Annotated in this window: 28 protein-coding genes; 22 read left to right on the top strand and 6 right to left on the bottom strand. The window is 36.4% G+C overall.

All coding sequences use genetic code 11. The annotated features are described in order from the left end of the window. The first annotated feature begins 42 nt into the window (after nucleotides 1-42). Together MKX29_RS05285 and MKX29_RS05280 are read left to right on the top strand one after the other, a co-directional pair. Nucleotides 43-591 carry a sigma-70 family RNA polymerase sigma factor gene (locus MKX29_RS05285; protein ID WP_341104479.1) on the top strand — a complete coding sequence of 183 codons (549 nt, stop codon included), beginning with the start codon at nucleotides 43-45 and terminating at the stop codon, nucleotides 589-591. Then, nucleotides 557-1,897, top strand: coding sequence for a DUF4179 domain-containing protein (locus MKX29_RS05280; protein WP_341104476.1), 1,341 nt, complete (start codon nucleotides 557-559; stop codon nucleotides 1,895-1,897). Before MKX29_RS05285 ends, MKX29_RS05280 begins: the two co-directional genes overlap by 35 nt. A 33-nt stretch (nucleotides 1,898-1,930) precedes the next feature. On the opposite strand, the gene MKX29_RS05275 is transcribed toward MKX29_RS05280, so the two are convergent. Further along, entirely contained in the window at nucleotides 1,931-3,142 is a 1,212-nt protein-coding gene (locus tag MKX29_RS05275) for an MFS transporter (protein WP_341104474.1), read from the bottom strand. A gap of 294 nt (nucleotides 3,143-3,436) precedes the next feature. After that, nucleotides 3,437-4,669: a helix-turn-helix domain-containing protein gene (locus MKX29_RS05270; RefSeq protein WP_341104472.1), complete on the bottom strand. Its 1,233-nt coding sequence runs from the start codon at nucleotides 4,667-4,669 to the stop codon at nucleotides 3,437-3,439. 178 nt (nucleotides 4,670-4,847) lie between these two features. Here MKX29_RS05270 and MKX29_RS05265 point away from each other — a divergent pair, with 178 nt between their 5' ends. Then, nucleotides 4,848-5,459: a hypothetical protein gene (locus MKX29_RS05265; protein ID WP_341104470.1), complete on the top strand. Its 612-nt coding sequence runs from the start codon at nucleotides 4,848-4,850 to the stop codon at nucleotides 5,457-5,459. Nucleotides 5,460-5,888: 429 nt separating this feature from the next. Here MKX29_RS05265 and MKX29_RS05260 read toward each other — a convergent pair whose 3' ends face one another. After that, a complete protein-coding gene (locus MKX29_RS05260; RefSeq protein ID WP_341104466.1) occupies nucleotides 5,889-7,613 on the bottom strand; it encodes a M4 family metallopeptidase in 1,725 nt (574 codons plus the stop codon). 235 nt (nucleotides 7,614-7,848) lie between these two features. Here MKX29_RS05260 and sipW point away from each other — a divergent pair, with 235 nt between their 5' ends. Together sipW and MKX29_RS05250 are read left to right on the top strand one after the other, a co-directional pair. After that, nucleotides 7,849-8,409: a signal peptidase I SipW gene (sipW, locus tag MKX29_RS05255; protein WP_404826636.1), complete on the top strand. Its 561-nt coding sequence runs from the start codon at nucleotides 7,849-7,851 to the stop codon at nucleotides 8,407-8,409. Between the two features lie 50 nt (nucleotides 8,410-8,459). Continuing rightward, complete coding sequence (locus tag MKX29_RS05250) at nucleotides 8,460-9,062, top strand: TasA family protein (RefSeq protein WP_224938951.1); 603 nt, start codon at nucleotides 8,460-8,462, stop codon at nucleotides 9,060-9,062. Nucleotides 9,063-9,332: 270 nt separating this feature from the next. Here the strand turns inward: MKX29_RS05250 and MKX29_RS05245 are convergent, their stop codons facing one another. After that, nucleotides 9,333-9,524 carry a hypothetical protein gene (locus MKX29_RS05245; protein WP_341108209.1) on the bottom strand — a complete coding sequence of 64 codons (192 nt, stop codon included), beginning with the start codon at nucleotides 9,522-9,524 and terminating at the stop codon, nucleotides 9,333-9,335. Between the two features lie 221 nt (nucleotides 9,525-9,745). Here MKX29_RS05245 and MKX29_RS05240 point away from each other — a divergent pair, with 221 nt between their 5' ends. From MKX29_RS05240 to MKX29_RS05220, 5 genes are read left to right on the top strand one after another with little or no spacing between them, the layout of a single operon-like run. After that, nucleotides 9,746-10,405, top strand: coding sequence for a Yip1 family protein (locus MKX29_RS05240; RefSeq protein WP_095370628.1), 660 nt, complete (start codon nucleotides 9,746-9,748; stop codon nucleotides 10,403-10,405). A 7-nt stretch (nucleotides 10,406-10,412) separates the two neighbouring features. After that, a complete protein-coding gene (locus tag MKX29_RS05235) occupies nucleotides 10,413-11,534 on the top strand; it encodes an efflux RND transporter periplasmic adaptor subunit (RefSeq protein WP_341104460.1) in 1,122 nt (373 codons plus the stop codon). Then, on the top strand, nucleotides 11,531-12,217 hold the full coding sequence (locus tag MKX29_RS05230; RefSeq protein WP_341104458.1) for an ABC transporter ATP-binding protein: 687 nt from the start codon (nucleotides 11,531-11,533) through the stop codon (nucleotides 12,215-12,217). Before MKX29_RS05235 ends, MKX29_RS05230 begins: the two co-directional genes overlap by 4 nt. Before the next feature lie 2 nt (nucleotides 12,218-12,219). Continuing rightward, a complete protein-coding gene (locus MKX29_RS05225) occupies nucleotides 12,220-13,413 on the top strand; it encodes an ABC transporter permease (RefSeq protein ID WP_341104456.1) in 1,194 nt (397 codons plus the stop codon). Between the two features lie 55 nt (nucleotides 13,414-13,468). Further along, nucleotides 13,469-14,071, top strand: a complete 603-nt coding sequence (locus MKX29_RS05220) for a YIP1 family protein (RefSeq protein ID WP_251163229.1) — start codon at nucleotides 13,469-13,471, stop codon at nucleotides 14,069-14,071. A gap of 152 nt (nucleotides 14,072-14,223) precedes the next feature. On the opposite strand, the gene MKX29_RS05215 is transcribed toward MKX29_RS05220, so the two are convergent. Then, a complete protein-coding gene (locus MKX29_RS05215) occupies nucleotides 14,224-15,174 on the bottom strand; it encodes a lytic polysaccharide monooxygenase (protein WP_251163228.1) in 951 nt (316 codons plus the stop codon). 294 nt (nucleotides 15,175-15,468) lie between these two features. On the opposite strand from MKX29_RS05215, the gene MKX29_RS05210 reads away from it, so the two are divergent. The 11 genes from MKX29_RS05210 to MKX29_RS05160 all read left to right on the top strand — a co-directional run bounded on the left by MKX29_RS05210 (nucleotide 15,469) and on the right by MKX29_RS05160 (nucleotide 24,554). After that, nucleotides 15,469-15,795 (top strand): PadR family transcriptional regulator, encoded by a 327-nt coding sequence (locus MKX29_RS05210; RefSeq protein ID WP_224938945.1) that lies wholly within the window; start codon nucleotides 15,469-15,471, stop codon nucleotides 15,793-15,795. 55 nt (nucleotides 15,796-15,850) lie between these two features. Continuing rightward, on the top strand, nucleotides 15,851-16,576 hold the full coding sequence (locus tag MKX29_RS05205) for an HAAS domain-containing protein (protein ID WP_341104451.1): 726 nt from the start codon (nucleotides 15,851-15,853) through the stop codon (nucleotides 16,574-16,576). A 231-nt stretch (nucleotides 16,577-16,807) separates the two neighbouring features. Further along, nucleotides 16,808-17,095, top strand: a complete 288-nt coding sequence (locus MKX29_RS05200; protein ID WP_341104449.1) for a CPCC family cysteine-rich protein — start codon at nucleotides 16,808-16,810, stop codon at nucleotides 17,093-17,095. Nucleotides 17,096-17,318: 223 nt separating this feature from the next. Then, nucleotides 17,319-18,068, top strand: a complete 750-nt coding sequence (locus tag MKX29_RS05195; protein WP_341104447.1) for a formylglycine-generating enzyme family protein — start codon at nucleotides 17,319-17,321, stop codon at nucleotides 18,066-18,068. Between the two features lie 568 nt (nucleotides 18,069-18,636). After that, the gene (locus tag MKX29_RS05190) at nucleotides 18,637-19,563 is read left to right on the top strand and encodes an AraC family transcriptional regulator (RefSeq protein ID WP_341104444.1); all 927 of its coding nucleotides are present in this window, start codon (nucleotides 18,637-18,639) and stop codon (nucleotides 19,561-19,563) included. A gap of 319 nt (nucleotides 19,564-19,882) precedes the next feature. Then, entirely contained in the window at nucleotides 19,883-20,659 is a 777-nt protein-coding gene (locus MKX29_RS05185; RefSeq protein WP_341104442.1) for a class I SAM-dependent methyltransferase, read from the top strand. 123 nt (nucleotides 20,660-20,782) lie between these two features. Next, nucleotides 20,783-21,274, top strand: coding sequence for a DUF3291 domain-containing protein (locus tag MKX29_RS05180; RefSeq protein ID WP_095370607.1), 492 nt, complete (start codon nucleotides 20,783-20,785; stop codon nucleotides 21,272-21,274). 158 nt (nucleotides 21,275-21,432) lie between these two features. After that, nucleotides 21,433-21,894 carry a GNAT family N-acetyltransferase gene (locus MKX29_RS05175; protein ID WP_341104441.1) on the top strand — a complete coding sequence of 154 codons (462 nt, stop codon included), beginning with the start codon at nucleotides 21,433-21,435 and terminating at the stop codon, nucleotides 21,892-21,894. A gap of 433 nt (nucleotides 21,895-22,327) precedes the next feature. After that, a complete protein-coding gene (locus MKX29_RS05170; protein ID WP_341104439.1) occupies nucleotides 22,328-22,873 on the top strand; it encodes a sigma-70 family RNA polymerase sigma factor in 546 nt (181 codons plus the stop codon). Nucleotides 22,874-22,875: 2 nt separating this feature from the next. Beyond that, nucleotides 22,876-23,307 carry a PadR family transcriptional regulator gene (locus MKX29_RS05165; protein ID WP_341104437.1) on the top strand — a complete coding sequence of 144 codons (432 nt, stop codon included), beginning with the start codon at nucleotides 22,876-22,878 and terminating at the stop codon, nucleotides 23,305-23,307. After that, nucleotides 23,304-24,554, top strand: a complete 1,251-nt coding sequence (locus MKX29_RS05160; RefSeq protein WP_341104435.1) for an FtsW/RodA/SpoVE family cell cycle protein — start codon at nucleotides 23,304-23,306, stop codon at nucleotides 24,552-24,554. Before MKX29_RS05165 ends, MKX29_RS05160 begins: the two co-directional genes overlap by 4 nt. 317 nt (nucleotides 24,555-24,871) lie before the next feature. Here the strand turns inward: MKX29_RS05160 and MKX29_RS05155 are convergent, their stop codons facing one another. Continuing rightward, nucleotides 24,872-25,723: a pentapeptide repeat-containing protein gene (locus MKX29_RS05155; protein ID WP_341104432.1), complete on the bottom strand. Its 852-nt coding sequence runs from the start codon at nucleotides 25,721-25,723 to the stop codon at nucleotides 24,872-24,874. 232 nt (nucleotides 25,724-25,955) lie between these two features. On the opposite strand from MKX29_RS05155, the gene MKX29_RS05150 reads away from it, so the two are divergent. After that, nucleotides 25,956-26,570, top strand: a complete 615-nt coding sequence (locus MKX29_RS05150; protein ID WP_251162831.1) for a GNAT family N-acetyltransferase — start codon at nucleotides 25,956-25,958, stop codon at nucleotides 26,568-26,570. The last annotated feature ends 30 nt before the right edge of the window (nucleotides 26,571-26,600 follow it).

The raw sequence follows: 26,600 nt of genomic DNA, 5'->3' as shown, positions 1-26,600 counted from the left end.
AGCTAGGCATTCCTCTAATAGGCAAAAAGAGGAGGAAAAAGGTTGGATGAACGTAGCTTAATTAAAAGAGCAATAAAAGGAGATATGGAATCTTTAGAAGAGTTGTTGCTTATACATAGTGACCAACTGTACCGGACTGCTTACTTATATGTGCAAAATAGAGAGGATGCCCTTGATGTCGTGCAAGAAGCTTCCTATAAAGCCTTCATTGCTATAGAACAATTAAAACAGGAGAAGTATTTCCTCACATGGTTAACGAGAATCTTGATCCATTGTGCTTATAGCGTATTAAAGAAGCGGAACAAGGAAGTGAGGATTCAAGCGACTCATGAGATTTTTAAGCAGCAGCACGAACCAACATCAGAGGCATTACTAGATCTACTAGATGTTATTCGAACGTTAAAAGAAAAGCAAAAACATGCTATTATTCTCTTTTATTTTCATGACCTAACAATAAATGAAATTTCAAAAGTAATGAAAATACCCGAGGGAACAGTTAAAACGTATTTACGCAGAGGGAAAGAAAAGTTAAAGGAAAAGTTAGGAGGGGATTATTATGATGAAGGAAAAAGAATACCTAGAAGCTTATAAGGATATAGAAGTACCGCAGGATTCTCTCAAGCAGGCGATAAAAGTAGGTAAATATCGAGCTCAACAAAAAAAGCGTAAATCTCAACCCCGAATAAAAAGTGTCGTTATATTATCATCAGTCGCAGCTATTATTTTATTGTTTACTAGTTTTCTTTCTCCTACTTTTTCACAGGCTATGGCCCAAATTCCCTTAATTGGTAATGTCTATGCCACATTTAATGATTCGGTTGGTAGGAGCTTACAATCTCAAGGGTTGGTAACTGAATTACACGAAACGTCTACACAACACGGTATGGGTATCGAGATGAATGAAGTTTATTATGATGGAACCATTGTTGGAGCGGTATTTTCGGTCACAGGTATAGATAGCAAGGAGGAACAGATTCAAGCATTATATGAAATTTTTGACGGAGATGAGAACATATCAGAAAGTCAAGAACTCGTTCATATGAAGAAAGATGGTGAACGGTATATTGGTCATATTCAATTTCCCTACCCCAAAAAAGAGCTTCCAAAAGAAACTACTTTTCCTTTGGCCTTTCTTAGCGTTGGTGAACAAGAAGGTAACTGGAAATTTGATGTGCCGATCAAACAATTACCTTATGAAACAGTGAAAGTGAACAAAAGTGTCACAGATGAGAAATTGGATATGAAATTACATATTGACTCTGTCATAAAGGGAAAGGCCTCTACTACTATTGATTACACAGCTACTTTTCCAAAAGATGAGCAACATGATTTTGTAGAATTAAATGCATCCGATTATAGTGGGAAACCTATTGAAATATCTATTGATCATAGTATACAAAGGGGAGTGGCTGATGGCCGTTTTATAGTGAAGGGGAGAAGTATAATTCTAGAACGGCTTAATGAAGACGATTTAATTCTACAACCCTTTGTCCGATTATCAACACCTGATCAATTTATATCATTAAAACACAAATTACCATTTAAAATAGCATCAAAGCGTCAGGCTTTTTCAGTCGAAATTGATAAGTTGGAAGTTCATAAAGGGAAAGTCACTTTCGATTATCAAATAAATCAAGGAGAGACATTCGGTCGTGATTTTACCTTCTATAAAGATTTTGCTAAAAACGATATTACTATAGTAGAGAAGGAGAGAAAGGATATTTATGAGGCGCCAATGAAGCACAAAACAGAAGTAATCGATCAAGAAGCCCTTCATTTCCGTAGCACTTATGAAATAAAAGGTGATGAAGACGATTATATCATTCGTGTAAATTTAGGCTCCTTGAGTGCGAATATCCCACTACAGCTTGATGAGATGAAGATACCCCTAAGATAGTGAAAAAGGGAGCGGATGTCCGCCCCCTCTTTTTTACGTTTGCTTCACATTTCCTTTAACAAAAACCTGTTGATTAACTTTTATTAAAATACTTATCACGGCCATTAAAGCGGCAGAGATGAGAAAAACAAGCTGCGCATTAAACGTTTCAGCGAGCCATCCCATCAATAAAGAGGAAAGGGCGAAAATACCTGTACCCAAAGCGCCTAGTGCGGCGTACACCTTTGATAACTGTGTAAGTGACACACTCGTTTGAATCATTGTATGTTGCGGTATGCCTTTTATTTGCATAGAAGCACCAAATGAAAAGGCAAGGATAAGTGCAAGAACGGGTAGCGTATTAAAAGCGAATACGAAAGTACTAAAAAACGCTGCGATGGCCCCTAGCAGAAACACCTTTTGTATTTTGTTTTCTACTAGTTTTGCATACTTCATACAATAAAGACTGCCGAGAATGAGCCCAAGGAAAAAAGCGCCATTTATCCAGCCCCACCATTGATGGTCGGCTTGTAGCCTTTCACACACAAATACATAGAGAATAGCAGCGATCCATACTGTAGCAGCGATGGAATCAAGCCCTTCAATATAGGCCATTTTTCGCAATATCGGTGTTCGATACAGGATGTGCCAACCTTCTTTCATTTCGACAAACGGAGACGGTTGTTTTTCGTTTGAGCTTTGTACGTTGTTTAAAAAAGAAAGGAAACAACTAGATAAGAAGAATAAACCAATCACTACCCACAATAAGCTGTTGCTGCCAATACGAATGAGCAACAAACTACTGATGAACCACATGCCAGCTTGAATGATTTGTGTAATCGTATCGAAAAACCCATTTGCTTTCACTAATTGCTCACTATTAACATAATGAGGAATCAATGTTTGGCTGATCGGATTCGCACAGCCATCGAGCAACCCGATGCCAGCAATGAGTATAAAGACAATGATCAACGGTACAGCAACCATTTCAGTTACAAGAAGGGTGAGTAGGATAATAATGATCGTTTTCCCCACTTGTGAAAAGGTGAGTAGCCATTTTAAGTTCCAACGATTCATCGCAAGCGGTGAAAGTAAACTTGATAGAAACATAGCTGATGTTATCGTAAAAGGAACAAATGCTGTATAAAAGCTTGACCCTGTCCATTGATACATCATACTAATGATTGATGTAATATAAAGAATATCCCCCATATTCGCAAGAGACTGTCCGGATACTAATAAAGCAAAATTTTTGTTTCGAAACATGATTATTTCCCCCAAGTTTTGTTCGTCTAAAGTTGGATTTGTAGGGGTAAATCAAATTGGATTATGCAAGAATGCTTCAAACTCCTTTCGAATAATAGAAAGATAATGGGGGTCTCACTTTCTACAAAATGATCTATATGGAATAGATGTGTTGTATATTTTTATCTTTTTAGATATTCGTTTAAAATACTTCATTTCCTTTGTTTATTAAAACTTTCAATCTCTTGTTTGTCGTGCAGCTTGATAAGGATACCAGGGGATGATACTTTTTACAGTTATAGTGCCACTAGAAAATTATATAAGCTGAATAGCTTCTTCTAATAATTCACTTGTTAGCTGAGGGGAAGAATTCATTTGGTTCATCTCGACTAATTCCTTCAAAGATGACTTCATTAAGGCAAAGTGTTGATGTTCTTTGAAATATGGGAATGCCTTTTCTGCTAAGTATAGTTGGTATTTGTCTTGTTCATCTTCTAATTTATACTCCAATAATTTGAAAAGGTGTATAAAAACATCTTCTTCTAGTTCTAGTGCTATTCTTTGTCCTTCGATAATATTTTTTCTTAAGGTTTTTTTACTACTTAAATGGCCTTCAACTGCAACGAGAATATAATTGAAAAGGCGATGAATGTAGACTTTACCTTTTTTATTACATAGGCGTATAGATTCCTTCAGGTATTGATAAGCTTCATTATATTCTTTTCTTCTGAGAAGCGTGTTTCCAAGATTGTTCAGTAACATCCCTTTTTTGTCATTATCATTAATTAATTCACACGCATAAATTAATCGGTTATACATAGGTTTCACATCGATATAAGGGTCTTCAGATATGTGTAATAACAATAAGGACTCCGCCTTAATTGCATCAGCGTAATTATTGATTTCTTTATAGTATTTTAATGCCTTTTCTGCATACATGTATGCCATTACTTGTCTGCCTACATATTGATAAGCAAGTGCTAAATGATAATAGAATTCCTCATTTGGGTAATAGGCAATCTGGATTTTATTGAAAATAGCGATGGCTTCATAATGATCATCTTTTTTAGAAGAATAGCGGATGAGATGCCATCCTTTCATATGAAGTAAAAAGTTTTTTTCATAAGGATTCATCCATGCTTCTACCTTGTCTAAAGAACCTAAGAGGGCATCGATCTCCTTCTTCTCCTCCTTTACGAACCAATATCGTAACATTACCAGTTGATAAAAATAGGCATACTTAGTAGATAGTAAGTACGGTATATTATTTAAAATTCTTCGGTAAGACTCTACCTGTTTAATCTTATTCAAGATCAAAGCTTCATTGAAAGAATGCAATGTTTTTTCGATTTCCTCGAACTTTTCACTTTCTTTTTGTAAATCAATTTGTAACTTTTGCGAAAACAATTGAATAATTTCTAATGAATAATCGGTTTTACCATTCTCAATTTTACTCACATGTGTTGCGGTACAAATACCGTCACCTAATTGTGATTGAGTCATACCTTCTTTTTCTCTATAAAATTTAATAATATGGCCTACTGACAATGGTACTTACCCCCTAAATCTATTTAATGATTAATGTATACAATTGTAATATAGATTTATTGAATTGGTATATTATTTTTAATATTCTAACTTTAGTGGGTATTTTGTCTGATAGGCGTACAGAAATATTCTTAGGTTATAAACAAGAATATAGTAAACAGGAGGAACACAGCTGAGAATGAGCGCAAGTCTTGTATACGCGTTGCGAAAGAGAGTAAAAAAAGAGAGAGAATTGCGTGCAAGAGGCGTTTACGCGCAAAAGAGAGTAAAAAAAGAGAGAGAATTGCGTGCAAGAGGCGTTTACGCGCAAAAGGGAGTAAAAAAAGATAGGGAATTGCGTGCAAGAGGCGTTTACGCGCAAAAGAGAGTAAAAAAAGATAGGGAATTGCGTGCAAGAGGCGTTTACGCGCAAAAAAGAGTAAAAAAAGAGAGAGAATTGCGTGCAAGAGGCGTTTACGCGCAAAAAAGAGTAAAAAAAGAGAGAGAATTGCGTGCAAGAGGGGTTTACGCGCAAAAAAGAGTAAAAAAGGATAGGGAATTGCGTGCAAGAGGGGTTTACGCGCAAAAGGGAGTAAAAAAGGATAGGGAATTGCGTGCAAGAAGCGTTTACGCGCAAAAAAGAGTAAAAAAGGATAGGGAATTGCGTGCAAGAGGGGTTTACGCGCAAAAAAGAGTAAAAAAAGAGAGAGAATTGCGTGCAAGAGGTGTTTACGCGCAAAAAAGAGTAAAAAAAGAGAGAGAATTGCGTGCAAGAGGGGGTTTACGCGCAAAAGAGAGTAAAAAAGGATAGAGAATTGCGTGCAAGAGGGGTTTACGCGCAAAAAAGAGTAAGAAAAGGTAAAGAACTGCGTGCATTAGGTATATACGCGCAAAAGGGAGCAAAAGGTAGGTAATTACATCCAAGAGGCGTATACGCAGAAAAGACAGAAAAAAGATTGGTCACTCAGAGGAAAAACTCGAAAAGAAAGCCGAACAGCAAAAGCGTTTTGCACGTCATTCGAATTTCAAATCAGGAAACGAAAGCCAGACAAATAGGTTGTGTGAGCTATTCGTAGGTTTAGTCTATAAATCAGAAAACCCCCAAATATGAGTGGGATCCTAGAATGGCTCTAAGGCACAACGAAATTTGAACTCTAGCCATTTCCACAAAAAAACGAACAAAGACTATTATTCATAGTGTTTGTTCGTTATGATTACCTCAGTACACAAGATTGAATGTTTATTCTAATACTCCAATTGAATCGTAAGCAGCCATTACAGCAGCTGTTTCAGCGGAAGGTTCTCCATTTCTATCAGGATATAAATCACGTGCAGATTGCACCATAGCTTCTCTCATCTCGGTAAAATTAGATGATGGTACTAAATTGACTGTTAATGCTTTATAAAGAATTTTGCCTAATTTATCTGATCCTATTCCATTAACAGTGGTACCGTAATGTTCTCCACCCTCTGCAATAAGGTAGGCTGCTTTATTGTTAATGCTACTATTAATATGGACGCCACCTTTATCTAACTCTCCTAAATAGCGATCATCATAATGGTCAGGATAAGCATCATCTTTCATCCCATAGTTCGGGTGAAGTGAGTTGTCTTTCGGGTTCTCTAGGGAGCGAAGCCCTCCATCACCTGGGATATTAGGAGTGTATACGTCTTCCCCTATTACCCAATTTCTATCTTCTTCAGCTTTGGAATGATTCTCTGCTAACACACCGAAAATATCAGCAATGGATTCATTTAGTGCGCCTGATTCACCTTCATACGTTAAATTAGCTGTATTTGTTATCACGCCATGTGTCATTTCATGTCCTGCAACATCAAGTGCCCCTGCTAGTGAACTGAAGTATGAACCATCACCGTCTCCATAAAGCATTTGTTTCCCGTTCCACGCTGCGTTATTCCACTTATCACCAATGTGCACGGTGCTAATAATCTTCATACCATCGTTATCTAAGCTATTACGATCATGTACGTTTTGATAGTATTTGTTTACCTTTATCGAGTTTTGTTGGGCAGAAATAGCTGCTGGATCGTAGAAGAAGTTAGACGCTGTCTCTACTTCAAAACCTGTAAATCCTAGTAAGGCAGACAAAAGGATAAAAGGCGTTTCACCCATTCTTTGTGCCTCATACGTATGAATGGGTACTGAACGATTTTTGACAGTTTCTAATGAATATAAATGGGTTTTACCCGTTTCCATATTCTTTGTCGCATTGAAATTTTGCATTTTTCCTAATAAGTCTAATCCACGAGCACTGACAGTTTCTGTTTCCGGCTCCGCAGAATGAAGGGCATTAAAGTGATGTTGTACTTCACCCGTATGCGCATCAATAAAATAATGGAAGTAACCAGGCTCAGGAATAGAAGTGGAGGCTTTAACTAAATAGGTCAGATGGTATTCATCATTCTTTTGAAATACCATCAGATCTGTTTCCATGCCATCATAATCTTTTATCGCACCAATTTCATTTTCTATCGCAGCTTTCGCCTGAGACTCTGCCTCTTCCTTAGTAATAGTAGGTGTTGTATTGATATTTACTTTTACTAACTCGTTATTTACTTCTCCGATAGAAGCATAAACATTTAAGTTCTCATCTAGTGAAATTGTTTGGCCTGAGCCGTAAACTGGGACCCCGTTAATTTGCTCAACGGTTTTCATATGAGTTGTTCCTATTTGTTTATCAACCTGTTCATCAATGATCTTAAATTGATTCACATTCATTTTACTTGAACGCGCTTTAGGTTGGGGCTGATCTTTTAATTGGTCCTGTAAATAAGCTTGTACAACCTCCTCTTTATTTAATCCTTTCGGTGCTTGCCAGATGACTTCATTGGTCTCTGTTTGAATCGCTGCATATGTGGACAATGGAGAAAACCCCGTGAATGTGACGGACAAGGCTAATGCAGTGGGTAAAATCACTTTCTTAGTAAAATTTTTCTTCTTCAAAACAATCACCTCATATTCATTTTCTGTAAACAATTACAATTATTCTGAAAATTTAATACTACGTCAATATGTTAGCGATTGGGTTAATAAAACGCGACTTTGGACTCTCAACTCTATCATCTTCTATAGGAATCGCACGCTTTATTAGGTCTATTTACAGATAAAAATAACCCAATTTATTTATCAGATATTTCAGTTATATTATTGGTAGCAGAGAAAAACGATGAAGTTTTTTATGAAAGGAGAGTCATTCATATTGTTAAGTCTAGCAAAATGGACACTGCGCTTAATTGGTAATCTACTATTTCTGCTTATCTGTGTTTTATTATTTATTATGCTTTTTGCTCGATTCACCGGTAATGAACCCAATCTCTTTGGATACCAGGTTAAAACAGTGCTTTCTGGATCAATGGAGCCATTATTTAAAACAGGTTCAGTGATAGCGATTAACAGAACAGAAGAAAATCAAACCTATCAAACAGGAGATATTATTACTTTCAAACTTGATGAGATCCTTATCACACATAGAATAGTAGAAACATCTTTAAAAGATGGGGCAATTACGTATAAGACTAAAGGTGATAATAATGACGCTGTTGATAGATGGGAAGTCCCAGCACATCATGTGGTTGGGGAATATGCAGGGGTGACTATCCCCTATCTAGGCTATGTTCTGCATACCGCACAAACAAAAGCAGGAGCCGCATTATTAATGATTATTCCAGGCATCATTTTACTCTTCTCTGCCTTTGTGCAACCAGGGGAGAGAAAACCAAAAGAGGTATATACGCAGTAATTCTCTTCTCTACTAAGGGGAGTGAAACATATATTAGGAGGAATGTTTACATGGGATTAAATTTTAAGTTAACAAAAAAGAATCTGATGACAGCTGCACTTGGATTATCATTAATTACCGGAGGCACTTATGCTTATTTTAGTGATAGTTTTGCCACTGAAAATACTTTTGCAGCAGGAACACTAGATTTAGCTGTAAATCCGGATTTTGTTGTGAATATTGATAATATCAAGCCAGGTGATGAAATCTATCGAGAATTCACTTTAGAGAATAATGGTACATTAGATATTCATAAAGTTCTGCTACAAACAGATTACTCTGTAGTGGATGCAAATGGGGATAATGTAGAAGACTTCGCTGAACATATCAAAGTAACGATTATGTACAATACAAGCAGCGCAACAGTCCCTGTTGTCGAAACTACATTGGCAGAATTATCGAATACAGAGCCAGATTTAACGGCTATCGATACATTCGTTGGCGGTGGACAAATACCCGATGGTATCCTAGCGGGGGAGAAAGAAAAAATGTTTGTGTTATTCGAATTTGTTGATAATGGACAAGATCAAAATCAATTTCAAGGTGATCAACTTCGTGTAAATTGGACATTTAATGCTGAGCAAACTGCCGGGGAATACTATGATGAGCAATAATGAGGTTAAATGTCTTTATGTAAAAATGTGAAACATTGCTCTTGAACGGGGTATCCGGTTAAGAGTATTACAAATTACGGACACTCAAATCAGAATGGCACATCGGGCATTCGTAAAACTAGAGACGGCGCTCTCAAATTAGGCATGAACAATAAAGAGCGCCACAAAAACCTCATGTACTCGAATCAAGCTTTTCTATATAGTAAGCTTCTCCTTTAAATAGAGTGCCTGATGAAACTTCTCATCAGGCACCCTAAAAAGGGCGTTACCCTACTGCTGTTTTGGATGCTCCTTATTCAACCTTTCATTTCCTCGTTTAAAGTTACCAGTGAGTTTTGCCAACAATAATTGAATGTTTCCCTCTTCGTTCTCGATCTTATTTATGAACTTCGCCGCTTCTTTTCCATTGATTGTTTTTATGACTTTATGGTTGTAGGAAATCACAACGGATTGATTTTTCATTATTTGAAAACTAAATGGCTCTTCTTTTAAGCGTTCTCTCTTATCTTCCACTCCATTTCATTCTCCTTCTATTCAATTTTATTTCTTTGCTAATGATATGAGTGAAACATAGGTTAATATTCAGCGTCCTTATTAAAATTATTTACCAAAAAAATGAAACTTTACAATTGCCACCACGTATACATTATTGTAGCAAGTTTATAAAAAGGGGAGATTTTTTTATGGAAGCTGAATTAAAGCATGAGGTGGAGGAACCAAAGAAACCGCGTTTATTTGGGATGATTGCCAATCCATCAGAGCAATTTGAGCGGATTAAGCAACGTCCAAAAATTTGGGTACCACTATTATTCGTAACTTTATTATTTACGGTCGGTATGATTATTATGGCTTTATCGATGGACCCGGCTTATCTTGGAATTGATGAGTTATCTTCAGCTGAGCAAGACATGGTGTATATGATTTCACTGATTGGGTTTGTAATTATGGGCATCATTACACCCATCTTTACGGTATTAATTTCTTCAGCTATTTATCTATTAATTTGTAAAATTGCCAGTTCTGATGTGTCATTTAAGCAGCTTTTCTCAATGAATACATACATTCTGGTTATCAGTGTCATTGGACTCATCTTGAATGGTGTCATTCGTATGATAATTGGTGGCAACCCAGAGTTAAATGTGACGAGTTTAGCATCTGTATTAAATGCAGAAGCTACGAGTGTTTGGGCGAGTATTGAAGTTTTCTCCATCTGGCAAACAATCCTTGTCGGTTTAGGTTTGCATAAAGTGGCGGGATTAAGTAAAGGTGTTGCATACGGTGTGGCAATTGCCTTCTTTATTATTAGTATGATTTTCGCATTAGTTACTTCTACGGCGGTCTAAGATAAATATGAAGAAAAAAACTTGGATCATTGTTGGAGTGATAAGTGTAGTTTTGGTGATGATAGGCGCTAGCGTCTATCATCAAGCTTTTGCGAAAGGACCTTCTGTAACGACTGCAAATGCTGAGAATGAAGTAATTACAGATACGTTAATTGTGCCAGGTACATTATCTTTGAAAAATGAACAGAAAGTGTATCCTGGTGTAGAAGGCGAAGAAATTGCTGAAATCCTTGTAAAGGAAGGCGATGCTGTTGAAAAAGGTACAGCTGTCGCCAAGTATGATGATACACGAGTGGCGATGGAGCTTGAAAGGTTAAGTTTACAGATTGAATCTGGTTATTTACGAATCAATCAAGTGGACAAACAATTAGATCGACTCTCAGACCAAGAAAAGGATTTGCGTGATCAAGTCGGCAAAAAAGAAGCCGCTAAGCAAATAGCTCCGGAAAGAGATCAGTTGCAATTAGATTTAAGAATGGCAAATTTAGATGTTCGTCAGTTACTTCTAGAAAAGAAAGAAATAGAAGCACAACAAAAAGATTTAGAGATAAAAAGTAAATTAGACGGAACAATTTTACAAGTGAATGAAGACCAACCAACGGATTCAATGACTCAGCAGCCAGTCATCCATATTGGTAATACGGATGAAATGGTAGCCCGAGGGGTTTTATCAGAATTTGAGTCTTTAAAGGTCGAGAAAGAGATGAAAGCGACGATTCGGACAGATGTATTACCTGATAAAGAATGGAAGGGGAAGGTTAATTTCATCGGTTTAATGCCAGATGAAAACAACCAGTCTGTTGCTGGTGAAGCGACCCCAGCGCAATATGGAATGACAGTTGAAATTGAAGATGATATTACTGAACTGCGCACAGGATTCCAATTAATTATTGAAGTGGAGACAAGTAGTAAGAAGGCACTTACTGTCCCATCTGAGTCTGTGTTATCTGCCGATGGTGAATCTTATGTATATCTTTTAAAAGATGGAAAAGCTCATCGTCAAGACGTGAGTGTAGGCGTTGCCACTGGTGAAAAGATAGAGATATTAGATGGTTTAACAGCTGAAGATGATGTGATTACTAATCCTTCTGATGAATTGAGTGATGGCTTGGAAGTGGAAGTCGAATGATTCATTTACGAGAAATCACAAAATCTTACCAGATAGGCGATGAAATGGTCGATATTTTACAAAGCATTGACTTAACGATTGAAAATGGAGAGTCACTCGCAATTATGGGACCGTCTGGTTCTGGAAAATCGACATTAATGAATATTATTGGTTGTCTAGACCGACCGACGAATGGAACCTATCAACTAGACGGTGAAGATATATCGCAATATTCTGAAGTGGAACTAGCGAAAATTAGAAATCGGTCCATTGGTTTTGTCTTTCAACAATTTCACTTACTACCAAGGCTGACGGCTTTAAAAAATGTTGAACTACCGATGATCTATAGTGGTCTGAATAAGAAGGAAAGAATGGCTAAAGCTGAGCGGGCGCTCATTAAGGTAGGTTTAGAAGACCGGATGGCACAGCTTCCAAGTTTGTTATCAGGCGGACAGAAGCAACGGGTAGCCATCGCCCGTGCACTTGTGAACGAACCGAAGTTGATCTTGGCTGATGAACCGACTGGCGCGCTCGATACAAAAACGAGTGAAAATATTATGGAACTTTTTACCCAACTAAATAAAGAAGGTACTACGATTGTAACGGTAACACATGAACCGGAAATCGCCGCTTATGCGAGTCGTAGAATTCTCGTCCGCGATGGTATCATTGTCGAAAATGAGCGCCAAGTAGGGAGGCGATGACTTTGAGCCTTCTTGAAAGTATAAAAATGGCACTTAGTTCGTTAATGGCACATAAGCTGCGTTCCATTCTTACAATGATAGGAATCATTATCGGTGTAGGCTCTGTTATTATTGTTGTTGCTATTGGCCAGGGCGGGGAAGCCATGTTGAAATCACAACTCACAGGCCCGGGAAATACGGTTGATTTATTTTATCAACCGTCAGATGAAGAGATAATGGCCAATCCCAATGCATTGTATGCCTCGGCTTTTTCACAAGAGGATATTCGCGCTTTAGAGGAAATTGATGAAGTGAAAAGGGTCGTTGCGTCAAGCTTAGAATTCGGGCCTGTCCAGTTTCGAGATCAGCAGATAGAAGCAACTTTAATGGGGATTAACGAATCTTATTTTCAATTGAACCCGTTAAATCTATCAGATGGAAGAGGTTTTACAACAGCAGATTTCTTAAGTGGAAAACGGGCTGTTATTGTTAGTCAATCACTTCAGGAAGAGCTATTTGAAGGAGAAGCAGCAGTGGGTGAGGTGATTCGCCTTGGTGCTCAACCGGTTGAAATTATTGGTGTGCTAGAAAAACCAACAGGGATTTTCTCCTTCGGTAGTATGGAAGTATACTTGCCTAGTTCGACTTGGTTAACGATTTATGGCAGTAGTGATATATCGCAAGTAACATTACAGACTAATTCGGCAGATGATCTACAGCAGGCAGGAGAGAAAGCAGCCTCTCTAATGAACAGTCGCTATAACACGGAAGAAGCATACCAAGTGTTAAATATGGAAGAAATCGCTGAAGGACTCGGTCAGGTCACAACAATTATGACGATGATTATTGGTAGTATTGCCGGGATCTCATTATTTGTCGGTGGAATTGGCGTCATGAATATCATGCTTGTCTCTGTCACAGAGCGTACGCGTGAAATTGGCATAAGAAAAGCGTTAGGCGCAACGAGACAGCAAGTATTAACTCAATTCCTCATAGAGTCAATTACACTTACTTTCATTGGTGGTGTAGTCGGTATTCTACTTGGTTGGGGTGTGACAACATTAATTAGTCTATTTGCGGGTTGGCCGTCTCTCATGAGTTGGCAAGTCATTGCTGGAGGCATGCTATTCTCTATGCTAATCGGTGTCATCTTTGGGATATTACCTGCAAGTAAAGCATCAAAGCTCGACCCTATTGAATCATTGCGTTATGAATAATTAGAAGAAGTGTAGTAGATAAGCTGCACTTCTTTTTGTTAGAGGAGGAACCGTGATGTGGAACGATTTAAAAGCACTAGTATCAGAGCCGTCTATGCTCTTTAAACAGTTAAAGCAAACACCAAAGGTGAAAAGTGCCTTATTTATTGTCTTTATTTTATCCTTTATTCATATGTTTTTCGGTGCATTTTACGTAGAATCCAGTATATTTTCTGAAGTCGGTTTGGATGAAATGGGAGGTATGTGGCTAAGTATCGTACCAATCTCTATTGCCAGTTTATTTGGTCCCATATTTTTTATAACAGTTGTGAGCTTAATAATTTGGGTCATAACAAAAGTGGTCAAAACAGGTGCAACCTTTACACAATTATTTTCCATGTATACATATATTGTCATTGTAACGACTTTTGGTGATGTCTTGAATGTCATTATTCAAGCCCTAGTTGGTAGTGATGGCTTAATTAAGGTAACAAGTATTGGTTATTTGTTTAACAGTGACGTGTCAAGTCCGCTACATTTACTTGAAGTATTCTTTATATGGGAACTTATCCTCGTGGGTATAGGTCTTCAATATACAGCTGGAATTAGGAGAATGTGGGCGTGGATAGTGGTTAGTCTTTATGTTCTTTTCATTTTCATTATAAGGATCCTCCCATAATGAAGGAAGAGAGACGGTGCAAGTTGGTAGATAAGAGGAATGAGATGTCCACATAGGCGGTTTCGCCAAATGAAAAAAGAAGTGTGGGCAAATGAGAAATGCCCACACAACTTCTCTTGTATAATTAGGAGAGCAATAAGTGATTCACCTACTTAAATTTCTTCCCAGACACTAGATTCACCTGGCACGTCCCCTTTTGACCACCATTTAGCCTTAAAAAGTTGCCCATTAAACAGTACTTGGTCACCACCATAGTAAATGACTTCGCTATTCCATTCACGGTTTTCCGCTTCGCTGATGAGTTGCCACACACTCGATATACCAGGTTGATCCCCTTTTGTCCACCACTGTGCCTCATATGTTAAACCGTTATAAATTACACGATCCCCTTCTACATAAATAGTGTCTGTCTGCCAAGTATCGCCTTCAATAGGCGTTTCGGGTTCTGGGTCTGTGCTTGGTTCTTCCGGTTCAGGTGTTGGCTCAGGATCAGGTTCGGGTGTAGGTATATTATTTTCACCAGAGAATTCGGCATCAATCACATGATAAAAGGCGTTACTTGTATTCGCCACATCCCATACAGCTAAGATCACATGATAGCCTTCACGCTCAGGTACGGTTACTTCATGTGAAACGGTTGAGCCTGGGACTGCCCCATAATCATTTTCTTCATAGAAAGGGGTTAATTCAAATTGATCCCGCGTTAAGGGTGCATTAGGGTCCCAATCTTCTTTTGTTATGTAATAATGCCATTTGGCGGTTGAGTGAGCAGCAGTTAAATGCCATGTAAATGTTTGCTCCCCTGCATCCATATCGACTTTTGCCCATCGCGTTTCGGATTGTTCGTCCAATTCAGGAAATATCCCATTGGCTGAAGCAAATTGGCCATCTGCTAAACCTGCTTCAGGAAAACCTTTTGTTGTTTCGGTTGATTGTGGTTCATACTGAACTCTGCCACAATTTTCATTGGCACCTTGTGCACATAGAAGGGCACGAGAAGGTTGTTGCTCGACATAACCATGTCCGAATGCTGCACCTGGAGCCATAAGCATGGCAGTCATAAGTATCGCCACACTGAGGTACCGTTTTTTCTTTCCATTCATATCCTTCATCTCCTTTAATAATTGAACGTACTAAAAGTGTATCGTTCTATTGGTTATGAATAAATGTCAGAAGGACCTAATTTTTCATTTAGATACGATAGCCCAAGTTTTGTAATATAATATCCAATTGATATCTGTATAGATAGAGGGAAAAAGGGTAATTGTTTAACAAACGTTTGATTTAGAGACGCTTTTATTGAAAAATAAATATTATAACCCTTGTTTTACAAGATAGTATCTTTTATACTGTTCCTATACCTTGTAAAACAAGATAGTGAAATGGGTGGAAAAGAAATGTCGCAAACACAAATGATGAAGGGAATTATCGATGGCTGTCTGTTAGCGATTATTGATGGTAATGAGTGCTATGGCTATGAAATGGCTGAACGGCTAGGTGATTATGGCTTTGATGCGGTGAGTGAAGGGACGATCTATCCGCTACTCATGCGCATGCAAAGAGAAGGATTAGTCACTTCTGTTCGCAGAGCATCGACAGCTGGACCACAGCGAAAATATTATTCTCTTACAAAAGAAGGCAAGCAGGCATTAGCAGAATTTATCCTGAGGTGGCAACAGCTAGAGAAAAGCGTCAATGCCGTCCTAAAAAAAGAAATGGAATAGTGGAGGTGGAACAGGTGGCATTAACACAGAAAAGAGTAGAAAATTTCTTGAGGACTTGCATATCTATTTACTATCAAGTGGAAAAAACCTCAACGAAATTAAGGAGATTACTACAGAACTCGAAGATCATCTAATAGAAGCAGAAGCAAATGGTAAATCGATTGACCAAATTGTAGGAGACTCCCCAAGTGCCTATATGGAGAGTATTTCAGGTGAAATGAAATCAGATCTTGCATCATGGGCAAAGTACTTTCCACTTGTCTTGCTGGGACCGATTGCTTTTACCATATTCGGAGATTTACTTGATAACGGAGTACTCGCTTATAGTCTATTTAATATCATTGGAATCATTGTTTATACCTTGCTATTTATTATGGGTGTTTCCATTGTATTCAAATATACATCAAGAAAACAGACATCCGTCACAAAGGAAATAATCATCTTATCGTTACCAATCATCGTTAGCATGCTGTTTTATCTATTAGTACTATTTTTGGATACAATGATAGACACACCGATCGTCAACTTTGGAGAAATCGGCAGTATTGTGATGGGGAGCGTTGTATTCCTACTCATCATCGCCTTCTCCATATGGAGCAAAACGATCATTATTCCAGTTGTTTTACTTGCACTGTTCTTACCAGATATTTTACTTAAGCAAACGGCGCTATCTGAATCTAGTAAGCTAATCATTGGCATGTTCATTACTTATAGCCTCATTGGATTGTACTTGTTTTATATTTTTGCAAAGGAAAAGAAGAAGCAGCAAGGAAGTGAATGAGGTGCTAATAATAATTTATTTTGTTAGGCATACTCACTCCTTCTATACGCAACAGGTCCTAGAAATAGGCAAGAAAGTTTAACATTAAGAGCAACCCAGGAGTATAGCGAAAAGGTTAGATTTACTCAATTTGGAGAATTAAAGTCTAGAGCAAAATTAACAAAAGGGGAAGGGCTTAGTGTTAAGTCTAAAAACGTTGAAGCTATTATACTTAAGTATCGGGGTGATTGTATGAAATATACTTGTCCTTGTTGTGGTTATAAAACATTAGATGAAGAACCGCCAGGAACTTATGATATTTGTAGTATCTGTTTTTGGGAAGATGATGGAGTTCAGTATAGTGACCCCGATTATGAGGGCGGTGCAAATATCCCTTCTTTAAGGCAAGCACAAAAAAACTATGTTGTATTTGGGGGTTGTGAAGAAAGATATATTGAGTTTGTAAGGAAGCCTAATGAGAAAGACGTAAAAGACCCTAATTGGAAACCATTAAAATTTTTAAGAAAGTTATTCAGCTAAGGGAGCTTTCCTTAAATAAAGGGAAGACTCTTTGTTATGATGCTATAGGGGCAGAAGAGTTGAAGAGAAGTTTTTAACTTGTGGAATCCTTCTAAATAAAACTGGATATTTATGTTAATATTGGTATGACATTGTGAAGAAATACTTAAACAATAATCCTTAAAAGATGTCTTAATATGGAATTTGTGTCTAAAAACATTAACTCAAGACCTAGGAGAGGACAATGTTAGCTAACTTAAATGACTACTTAAAAGATTTAATGGTGTATATTCCTGAAGGAGAAATCAGCCTACGAGATTTTCGAAACGAACAAAAATGGATTAGTTCAAACTATAAATTTGGAATGCCGGGTATTAGAAAAAATTTAAAGGAAGTTATTTGGGATGTTGAAATCAAGCCATTTTATCTATCCAAATATACGGTGACAGAAGAACTTTATGCCATTATTACGGGGGAGAAATATCTTACACCAACAGAGGCTCAAAAACCAGTTGTTAATGTTTCATGGATAGATGTAGTGAATTTTTGTAATTTATTATCTGATAAACTTGGTTACGACAAGTTTTATTATTTTGATAATGAAAGTAAATCAGTTATTTGCAATTATAATAATAATGGTTTTCGTTTACCGACAGATGCTGAATGGCAATATGCATGTAAGGCAAAATCAAAAGGATATCGGTATGGTGAAATTGATGAAATCGCTTGGTATAAAGATAATTCTAACGAACAAGTACACGAAGTTGGTAAAAAAAAGCCTAATGATTGGGGCTTATATGACATGATCGGGAATGTTTGGGAGTGGTGCTGGGACTTATACGATGAAGAGACATTTGGTAATTACAGAATAATTCGTGGAGGAAGTTGGGCAGAAGAAGAACGAGGATGTGGAGCTACTTGTCGTCGAAAGAGTATGCCTGACTTTTATATAGATGATATCGGATTCAGAATTGCTAGATCAACCGTTCAATAATTTGAAATTCTGATTGATATACGTTGTTGGAATATATGGGTAGGTACAGGGTTCATGGAACCCAAAAGACGGTATAAGAGGATAATTTCTCTTAAACTTCCTAGGATGCTTTTCTGGAATATCTTATGTAAATAGGAAGGACCTAATGATGTTGAACGATCTTCCATTAAAGAGCACTTTTCTTGAATAAGAAGGCTTTTTTTGTATTGTACAGGATTACTGGAACAACAATTATTATGGATTTGCTACGCAGTACAAGGATACTGTTCAACAAAAAAATTATATGCAACAATCAGGCGCTTTAATTGAGAAATGAAAAAAGACTAATTTCTTCACAGTTAATTGAGAAATTAGTCTTTTTGATATTGAAATTTCCTTAACGTTGTAAATCGGCATTTTCCTGACGCTACCCCTATGGTGCTAATGGGGCAGGTTTGTTGAAGAAGAGATTTTATTTCTCCACACCTTTAATTAACCACTTATTTTATTTATATAAGAGCATTGTGTGAAAAACTCGATCAGAACCCTTCTGCTATTCTATAGATATAAAGAACAAGGAGGTACTGATATGTACGCATGGGAATCAATAGAAAAAACACTAACCTATATTGAGGAGAACTTGTTAGAAGAAATTCAGACGGAAACCCTGGCAAATATTGCTTCTCTTTCACCGTTTTATTTTCAAAGACTATTTAAACGATTAGTAAGGAAACCAGTACAGGAATATATAAAACTCCGTCGTCTTGCAAAAGCAATAAATGAACTGAAAAATACAAAGCAAAGGATTCTGGATGTGGCTTTGGGCTATGGCTTTTCAAGTCATGCAAACTTTACAAGGGCATTTAAGGAAATATATCAAATGACACCAGAAGAATACAGAAAGAATCTGCCAATGCTTAACACTTTTGACAAACCAGAAATTTCAGCGAATTATGTACTGATTGATGAAAATGCTCCTCTGATAGTAGGTAATATTGTTTTGGAAATCCAGAAGAGATCATTGAAAGAATCAGAAATATACCTTGGTTTTGAAGCTGAAATATATATTTCTAGTCAGATTCCAGTTGGAGAAAGTACCGGTATTGATGTTCCAGGACAACTTTGGCAAGAATTTCGCTCAAAGAAAAATATAATAGCAGATTCTCTTTACAGTGATGTTGAAATGGGAATGTCTCATACGGCAAACCTCGATAAAGGAACATTTATTTATTTTGCCGGTGGATTAGTAAACTCGACTAACATAAGTACGAATGATGGAATGGTAAAGCAAATTTTGCCTGCTGGAGAATATATAGTGTGTAGAATTGAAGCAGAGTCTTTTGAAGAACTTGTTACAACTGCCTTAAATCAAGCAAATAAGTATCTGTTTGAAACATGGCTTAAGAAACACGAACTAGTGACGCAACCATTCTCAGCAGAAAAATATTACAAAGAAAATGCTGGGATAAACTGTATGGAAATTTGGGTAATTCCTATGGACGAAATAGCAGAGTAATGGTTAAAGCAACTCTTCAATGACTAATGTTAAAAAAGAATTACACGATTAGACTAAAATCTTGACGGTAGATTTTTGCCATGAAAGACAGAAGATATTGTGAAAAGATACACTTAATCTAAAAGGTGCTTTCCTTAAATAGGGAAGCCTCTTTGTTATGATGCTAACGTGGCATGTTTGTAGTACAGTACGGATTTTTCAAAAGTAGTTTAACTATAATAAAAACTTATAAAAATAGATAAATATTTCTAAAATTTCTTGTAATTATCAATTGTGTAAAATTGAAATTGAGAACAGTTCAAAAAAGGGGATGTTAAGTATGGGAATTGATTTTCATAAAGATGAAAATCGTATGACTTATACGACTCGAAAAGCAGATAAGTCGTGGATGGATGCTATAAAGGAGCTTGTACCAATACAACAAATTTCTAATGCATTAGATATAGGGTGTGGTGGAGGAATTTATTGTAAGGCATTAACTGATATGGGCGTAAAATCTATTACTGGTGTCGACTTTTCCAATGCAATACTTGAGGGTGCTAAAGAAAACTGTAAAGATTATAGGAACATAACTTTTAAACAAGGAAATGCTTTACATACGGAATTGGAAAGTGGCTGTTATGATTTTTTGCTTGAAAGAGCATTGATCCATCATATAGGCGATTTACAGCATTGTTTTATGGAGGCATATAGTTTATTACAAGATAATGGATACTTCATTATTCAAGACCGTACGCCCGAAGACTGTTTATTAAAAGGGAGTGACAGTCATATTAGAGGGTATTTCTTTGATTTATTTCCAAAGTTAATAAGTAAAGAAACTAAACGGAGATATAGTAGCCAATATGTTGAGGAAGCACTTCAGCAAGTAGGGTTCAGAGAGATTCAAGAAGTTAAATTATGGGAAATTCGAAGGGTGTATGATTCCAAAGAACAATTACTTCAAGATTTAAGCAAAAGAGCAGGAAGAAGTATTCTACATGATTTAGAAGCTAGAGAATTGAAAGTATTAATTAAATATATAGATGAACTAATTTCAACTGAGCAGAACATAGTTGAAAAAGACAGATGGACGATTTGGAAAGCAGTTAAATAGTTGTATCATTTGTTATTTTGTGAACAAATACACTTAAACTACGGGGCAGGTTAGTGGAAGAAGGTATTTCTATATTTTCACTTGAATATATCTATAAAAAGACTATAAGATGGAGGGCTGTTTATGGCATTAGTGTCAATCTATACTGTTGGTAGGCTAAACCATCATTATGACCACCCTACCTCTCGTGAATTTTATCAAGTTGGAAATGGAGTATATCGTCAGGCAACTAAATCAGGACTTATAGAGGCATTTTCACCTGAAGGAGTCCCTTTCCCTGAAGAAACTGTAAAGGGAAAGGGCTCTCCTATTCTTACTCTTACGGTATGGAGAAATCTTCAATCCTTATATCGCTTTACCTATTCGGGACAGCATATACAAGCATTACGGGATAGAAGCAAATGGATGGAGCAATATCCAGAGAAACACCTTTCTTATGTAGTTTGGTGGACAGAAAACTTGAAGGATGTCTCATGGGAGGAAGCATTTAAGAGATATAACTATTATATTCAGCATGGCCCAACTCCTTTTGCATTTGATTTTAAGCATGCATTTGATGAAAAAGGGGAGAGGATCATGATTAGTAACGAGGGCTCACTTAGGAGAGAATTGTGAAGTGTTCCACTTAAACAAACAGGTGCTTTAGTTTAACAAAATTAAGTCTTATGAACAATGAAGATTTTAGTTATTCAATTAAAGGGTGCGTTTATTGTGCAACGTGTCTTTTTTTAGGACTAATTATTGTAATATTAAAAGATTGGATTGAAAAGTAGATGGAAATAAGATTAGCTAAGTTAAAGGAATTAGAGCAGGTGGTATTTATATTGAATGAGGCTACATTGGAATTACAACAAAAAGGGATTCATCAATGGGAATACCCTTGGGATAAGAATAAAATACAAAACCAAATAAAAAATAACTACTCTTATGTATTATTAAAACATAATAAAATAATAGAAACCTTTTGTATTAATGATATAGACTATATCAATGATTTAACAGGTGATGAAGAAAGTAAATACTTATCTCAAATTGCTATTTTACCCAAATTCCAAGGAAGAAATGTTGGTTCCGTAATAACCGACTTTACTTGTTCTTTTGTAAAAGGATTAAACCAAACTCTATATTTAGATTGTTGGGCTGGTAATGAGAAGCTAAAAGAATTTTATTTAAGGAATGGATTAGTATATATAGGCGACTTTCCAGAAGAAGACTATTTCATTAGTGTTTTTTAAATATAGTTGTACTTGCTCATCAAAATAGAGCAGCTACCATACGAAGTCGTAGGAGTTGGTTGGTTCTTCAAGTCTCTATTTTTAATCGCCAACATAGAATGATTCCTGTATCTACGAAACCAAATGAGAAGCATCTAAGATTATAGATTCTTTCTGGTTTTCTGCAACTTCAAGTGCTATTACTTCATCTTATCCCCGTTGATTTTTCGTAATTCAATCATGTGTTTATCTCCCCTCTAATTCAAGCCATTCAATCACACATAACTGCTCGTGTTGCTTTGAAATGAAGTTTGATGAAAAACATCGTTAGTTCATACTCTTTAAAATTTCAATTCCAATATAAACATAAATATTTCCTTTACTTTCCTTTAAATTTTTCCAAACCAAAATGATACTTGCTTCGTCTAAAATGGGTGATAGGGGTGAAGCTTAGATGGCTGATGAAAAAATAGCAATAAATGTTAATAATATAGATAATACTGAACAAATTATCGGCCAATTAATGGATAACTACAGCGATGATGTACTGCATCTTGTTTTTTCATATGTGAAGAATCGAACGACAGCTGAGGATTTAACACAAGAGATATTTATTAAGTGCTATGAAAAACTAGGTCAGTTTAATCATAAATCATCAATAAAAACGTGGCTATATCGAATTGCCATTAATCATTGTAAGGATTACTTGCGTAGTTGGCATTATCGCAAAATAAAATTTAGCGATAAAATTTGGGACCATATCCCATCCAAGTCAAAACATGTGGAAGAGGAAATAATCTCAAAAAATGTAGCGGACAGTTTAACAAGTGCTGTGATGGATTTACCAGTAAAATACAGGGAAGTTGCCTTTTTACATTACTACGAGGAGCTTTCATTAGCAAATATCAGCAAGATTACGGGTGTCAATCGTAATACATTAAAAACTAGATTAAAGCATGCCAGAGAATTATTAAAGAACAAGATGAAAAAGGAGGTTTAATCATGGACGATCCATTCTATAACTTAAAGAATTCTATAAAAAAAGATTTTGCAGGTCTTTCTTTTTCCGAGGAGAGAAAAAATGCGGTGAAAGAAACGATCCGTAGGAAACAATCTCACCTAGAACTTCATTACTGGAAAGTAGAAACCCTAAAAAATATATTAGAGTCACTGCAAGATGGAGCAAAGCATGGGTACGATATTTCCACCCAACTATTTCGAAAAAATGAGCTTAGCTTCAAAAGCAATGAAGGCCAGCTTTATATCCTTTTACATCTACTTGAAAATAAGAAAATCATTACTTCCAACTGGATTGAAGACAGGAAATACTATTCTCTAACTACAAAAGGAAAAAAATATGTAGCTTCTTGGGAGCATAGAGGTTCTAAACAATGCGCATCACTGAACTATTTAATTGAGGAGGCTTCTTTATGAGTTCATCCAAATTTGACGAATATTTAAGTAAAGTCATCTCTCAAGTGAAATCCAAGGAAGCTCACAGTATGATCAAAAAGGAGCTTAATGATCATATGGAAGAGCTCAGCCAATCCTTTCAAGAGAGAGGAGTATCTATAAAGGATGCGGATAAAAAGGCAATGGAGGAAATGGGAGATCCCTCTACCGTTGGTAAAAACATGAATTATCTTCATAAACCGAGAATGGATTGGTTCCTTATTGTTTTATTTGTCATTCTTGCAGGGATTAGTTTTCTTCCACTGATTGGTAGTTTTTCAGAACCAAGCATTTCTTTAATGAAAAAACAAGTAGTCTGGCTCGTGCTTGCAATTCTTGCTCTCATAGGATTTCTATTCTTTGATTACAGGAAACTGAAAAATTTGTGGATGTATTTTTATGGAGGTGGATTAATCCTTTTTTTTACAACTTTTTTAGTTGGCATGGAGGTTAACGGAGCAAAAAGATGGATTTCTTTCGGGGGTATGACGATTGATGGTCCAGCTATATCCTTATTGTTATTTTTCTTAGCGTGGGCCGGCATTTTTGCCAAAATCAATGAGTTTAAGGATTGGAAAAAACAACGTATGCTATTATTCCTATTTTGGACTCCAGTCCTTCTCTACATCATGGTCCCACAATTTATGTTTAGTATAATATACTTTTTTTGCGTATTAGCGATGTATGTTTTTTCTTATGTTCATAAACAATTTGCCATTAAAGTAGCCGTGGGTAATTTGCTTATAGGTATCATTTTCATTAGTACAATGATCCTTTATTTCCCTAATATCTTTCTCTCTGGTACCCTCATACCACTGAAAGATATCCTTTCAGAGGCTGGTTGGTTCGGCAAGGGACTTTACAATGATCTAAAGCTCGCTGAAGCACATACAGATTTGGTATTCCCATTTCTCGTCTATTCTCTAGGCTGGGCGTTCGGAATGCTCCTTTGTCTACTTCTCTTTGTATTTATTTTGCGGATTTCATTAAATGCTTTTAAAACAAAGGATGTATTCGGCAGATTATTAGTAATCGGTGGGGCTGCATTATTTATTATTCCCGCTTGTTGGAACATTCTAATGGGTCTTGGAATCGTCCCAATTATGATAGTACCCCTGCCGTTTATTAGTTATGGAGGAAGCATGTTGCTAGTTTACTCTGCACTACTAGGCCTTATTCTGAACGTTTATCGAAGAAAAGATATTGTCGAACCTACAATAGTAAGTTAATTTAGTGTATAACCGTTACCAAATACTTTATTAAAACACATATTGAAATAGAAAGCCTGTATCTAGATTAAAATATATCTGGTGGTTTAGATTAAAGTTTGATCAAGAAATATCTCGAAAACCATATTTTGCGTTAACTTAAAAAGCCTATTTTGAAATAAAGATTGATCAAAATGGGCTTTTTTTTGAAGTATTTGTTATAAAAAAAGTTTGATCATTTATGTAGTGTTCTTCCGATAAAGCGCCATTTTCTTGAATAAGACTGATAGTAAAACCATCTTCAAAAAGGCTCTGTTAATAAACAAACATGAACAAGATTAATTCATCCAATGAGAAGGTCGATGTATATGAGAGGGTAATATGGTCTTTACATCACCTTTGGTCGAATTAATTTGCATTTGGGTCAAAAACAGACTGGTTGACAGATCAGCGCCACTGAAATTAACATCTCGCAAATCCGCACCAATAAAATTGACTGCCCCTAAATCCGTATTTCTCATATCCGCAGCAATTAAATAGGCTCCCCTAAAATCAGTTGCTCTTAAATCTTTTCCCTTTAATTTTTTGCCCATCCAATCAGCTCTTCCATGGTCAAACTCTCTAATTTTTCGATCACCAGGCATTTTATCAATGGTATTTCTCCTAACAAAATCACTCGCTGAAGTAAGCAGTTCATTTAAAGAAAATCGGTAAATCACCAAATCAAGTGACAATAAATTATCTGCGTCCAACTTCGTTAAATCCTGCAATTCCTTTAACTGTTTCCTCAACTTATCAGCTAAATCATCCGGTATATCGTAAGACAGAGCTTCTGCCACGTAGGCAATCATTTCATGAATTTGCTCCATGATGGGAAACACTTGAAACATTTTCTCCCCAATGTCAGGGTTTTCTCGCCAACTCTGACCGTTAAAAGTAACTTGAGAAACGACTTGTCCAGCACCCAAACAATCAAATACTGTACAGCCTTTGAATCCCTTATCGCTTAACTGACTATGAATTTGGCAACTGTAATCAGACTGCAAATTCCTACAAGGAGTACCTGCCGGTTTGTTAATCCGAAAATCACTTGATGCTACAATATTAAGTGCTGTGCAGCAAAGTCCAAAGCACTTTGTACAATCAGCCGTTAAACTTTCTCTAATATTTTTAGCGGTTTCATTATCCATTTTTATACCCTCTATCTTTAATTGAAAAAAACTATTGATTTTATTATACAAGATTCCAGAAGAATCTGTCTCTTTAACGGAATAATCTTTTAAGACAAAAACCCCCTTTTAGAAAAAGAGTTAGCCAAAGGGGGCGAAGCTTCGTAAATCCACAAGATTATGGGATTCACAATGTAGCCTTTTTGTTTTATAATGAAAATATATTCACTCATTAAAAAAGGGGTGTTATTCTATGGGGGCAATTTGTCAAAATCTTAAAATCATTCCTGCTGCTGAAACTGATTTAAATGTAAGAAAACAGATGGGAGAAATCTTCGCGGAAGGCTTTACGCAATGGCTTGGTTATTTTTCAAAGGATAAAAAAATCATAGCCAATGCTTTTGCTCATATGTTTGTTTTAGACCAATTTTATGTAGCAATAGTAAATGGTGAAATTGCTGGTTTTGCGGCTTGTACAGATAGAAAAAGTAATTCTGTGAGGTTAAATTCAAAAGAGTTGAGAAAGCACTTAGGTTTCTTTAAAGGAAGCATAGCCAGTGTTTTTTTGAAAAAGGAATTTGAAGCTCCTTACGAACACTTACCAACAAACACTGGATCGATTGAGTTTGTTGGAACCGCTCAGAAATTTCGTGGTCAAGGTGTGGCATCTCAAATCATTCATCATATCATTGATAACACACTATATGATGATTATGTGATTGACGAAGTAGCAGATACTAATATCCCGGCAATACAGTTATATGAAAAGTTGGGTTTTAAAGAATACAAGAGAAAGTCTATGCCAGAAAAAATATCTAAGAAAAATGGTATTCATCATCTTTTGTCTTTGAAATATGTGAAAGATTAAAGCACTTATTATCAGGAAACAGAATGGTCA

Origin of the sequence: Cytobacillus sp. FSL R7-0696 (genome assembly GCF_038006865.1) — a bacterium.
GTDB lineage: Bacteria > Bacillota > Bacilli > Bacillales > Cytobacillaceae > Cytobacillus > Cytobacillus kochii.
This window is presented reverse-complemented; position numbering and strand designations above follow the sequence as displayed.

Coding starts and splice junctions, on each gene's coding strand:
- MKX29_RS05280 (WP_341104476.1), top strand. CDS start 557: ATGATGAAGGAAAAAGAATACCTAGAAGCTTATAAGGATATAGAAGTA.
- MKX29_RS05275 (WP_341104474.1), bottom strand. CDS start 3,142: ATGTTTCGAAACAAAAATTTTGCTTTATTAGTATCCGGACAGTCTCTT.
- MKX29_RS05265 (WP_341104470.1), top strand. CDS start 4,848: ATGAGCGCAAGTCTTGTATACGCGTTGCGAAAGAGAGTAAAAAAAGAG.
- sipW (WP_404826636.1), top strand. CDS start 7,849: ATGAAAGGAGAGTCATTCATATTGTTAAGTCTAGCAAAATGGACACTG.
- MKX29_RS05250 (WP_224938951.1), top strand. CDS start 8,460: ATGGGATTAAATTTTAAGTTAACAAAAAAGAATCTGATGACAGCTGCA.
- MKX29_RS05245 (WP_341108209.1), bottom strand. CDS start 9,524: ATGAAAAATCAATCCGTTGTGATTTCCTACAACCATAAAGTCATAAAA.
- MKX29_RS05240 (WP_095370628.1), top strand. CDS start 9,746: ATGGAAGCTGAATTAAAGCATGAGGTGGAGGAACCAAAGAAACCGCGT.
- MKX29_RS05235 (WP_341104460.1), top strand. CDS start 10,413: ATGAAGAAAAAAACTTGGATCATTGTTGGAGTGATAAGTGTAGTTTTG.
- MKX29_RS05230 (WP_341104458.1), top strand. CDS start 11,531: ATGATTCATTTACGAGAAATCACAAAATCTTACCAGATAGGCGATGAA.
- MKX29_RS05220 (WP_251163229.1), top strand. CDS start 13,469: ATGTGGAACGATTTAAAAGCACTAGTATCAGAGCCGTCTATGCTCTTT.
- MKX29_RS05215 (WP_251163228.1), bottom strand. CDS start 15,174: ATGAATGGAAAGAAAAAACGGTACCTCAGTGTGGCGATACTTATGACT.
- MKX29_RS05210 (WP_224938945.1), top strand. CDS start 15,469: ATGTCGCAAACACAAATGATGAAGGGAATTATCGATGGCTGTCTGTTA.
- MKX29_RS05200 (WP_341104449.1), top strand. CDS start 16,808: ATGAAATATACTTGTCCTTGTTGTGGTTATAAAACATTAGATGAAGAA.
- MKX29_RS05195 (WP_341104447.1), top strand. CDS start 17,319: ATGTTAGCTAACTTAAATGACTACTTAAAAGATTTAATGGTGTATATT.
- MKX29_RS05190 (WP_341104444.1), top strand. CDS start 18,637: ATGTACGCATGGGAATCAATAGAAAAAACACTAACCTATATTGAGGAG.
- MKX29_RS05185 (WP_341104442.1), top strand. CDS start 19,883: ATGGGAATTGATTTTCATAAAGATGAAAATCGTATGACTTATACGACT.
- MKX29_RS05180 (WP_095370607.1), top strand. CDS start 20,783: ATGGCATTAGTGTCAATCTATACTGTTGGTAGGCTAAACCATCATTAT.
- MKX29_RS05175 (WP_341104441.1), top strand. CDS start 21,433: ATGGAAATAAGATTAGCTAAGTTAAAGGAATTAGAGCAGGTGGTATTT.
- MKX29_RS05170 (WP_341104439.1), top strand. CDS start 22,328: ATGGCTGATGAAAAAATAGCAATAAATGTTAATAATATAGATAATACT.
- MKX29_RS05165 (WP_341104437.1), top strand. CDS start 22,876: ATGGACGATCCATTCTATAACTTAAAGAATTCTATAAAAAAAGATTTT.
- MKX29_RS05160 (WP_341104435.1), top strand. CDS start 23,304: ATGAGTTCATCCAAATTTGACGAATATTTAAGTAAAGTCATCTCTCAA.
- MKX29_RS05155 (WP_341104432.1), bottom strand. CDS start 25,723: ATGGATAATGAAACCGCTAAAAATATTAGAGAAAGTTTAACGGCTGAT.
- MKX29_RS05150 (WP_251162831.1), top strand. CDS start 25,956: ATGGGGGCAATTTGTCAAAATCTTAAAATCATTCCTGCTGCTGAAACT.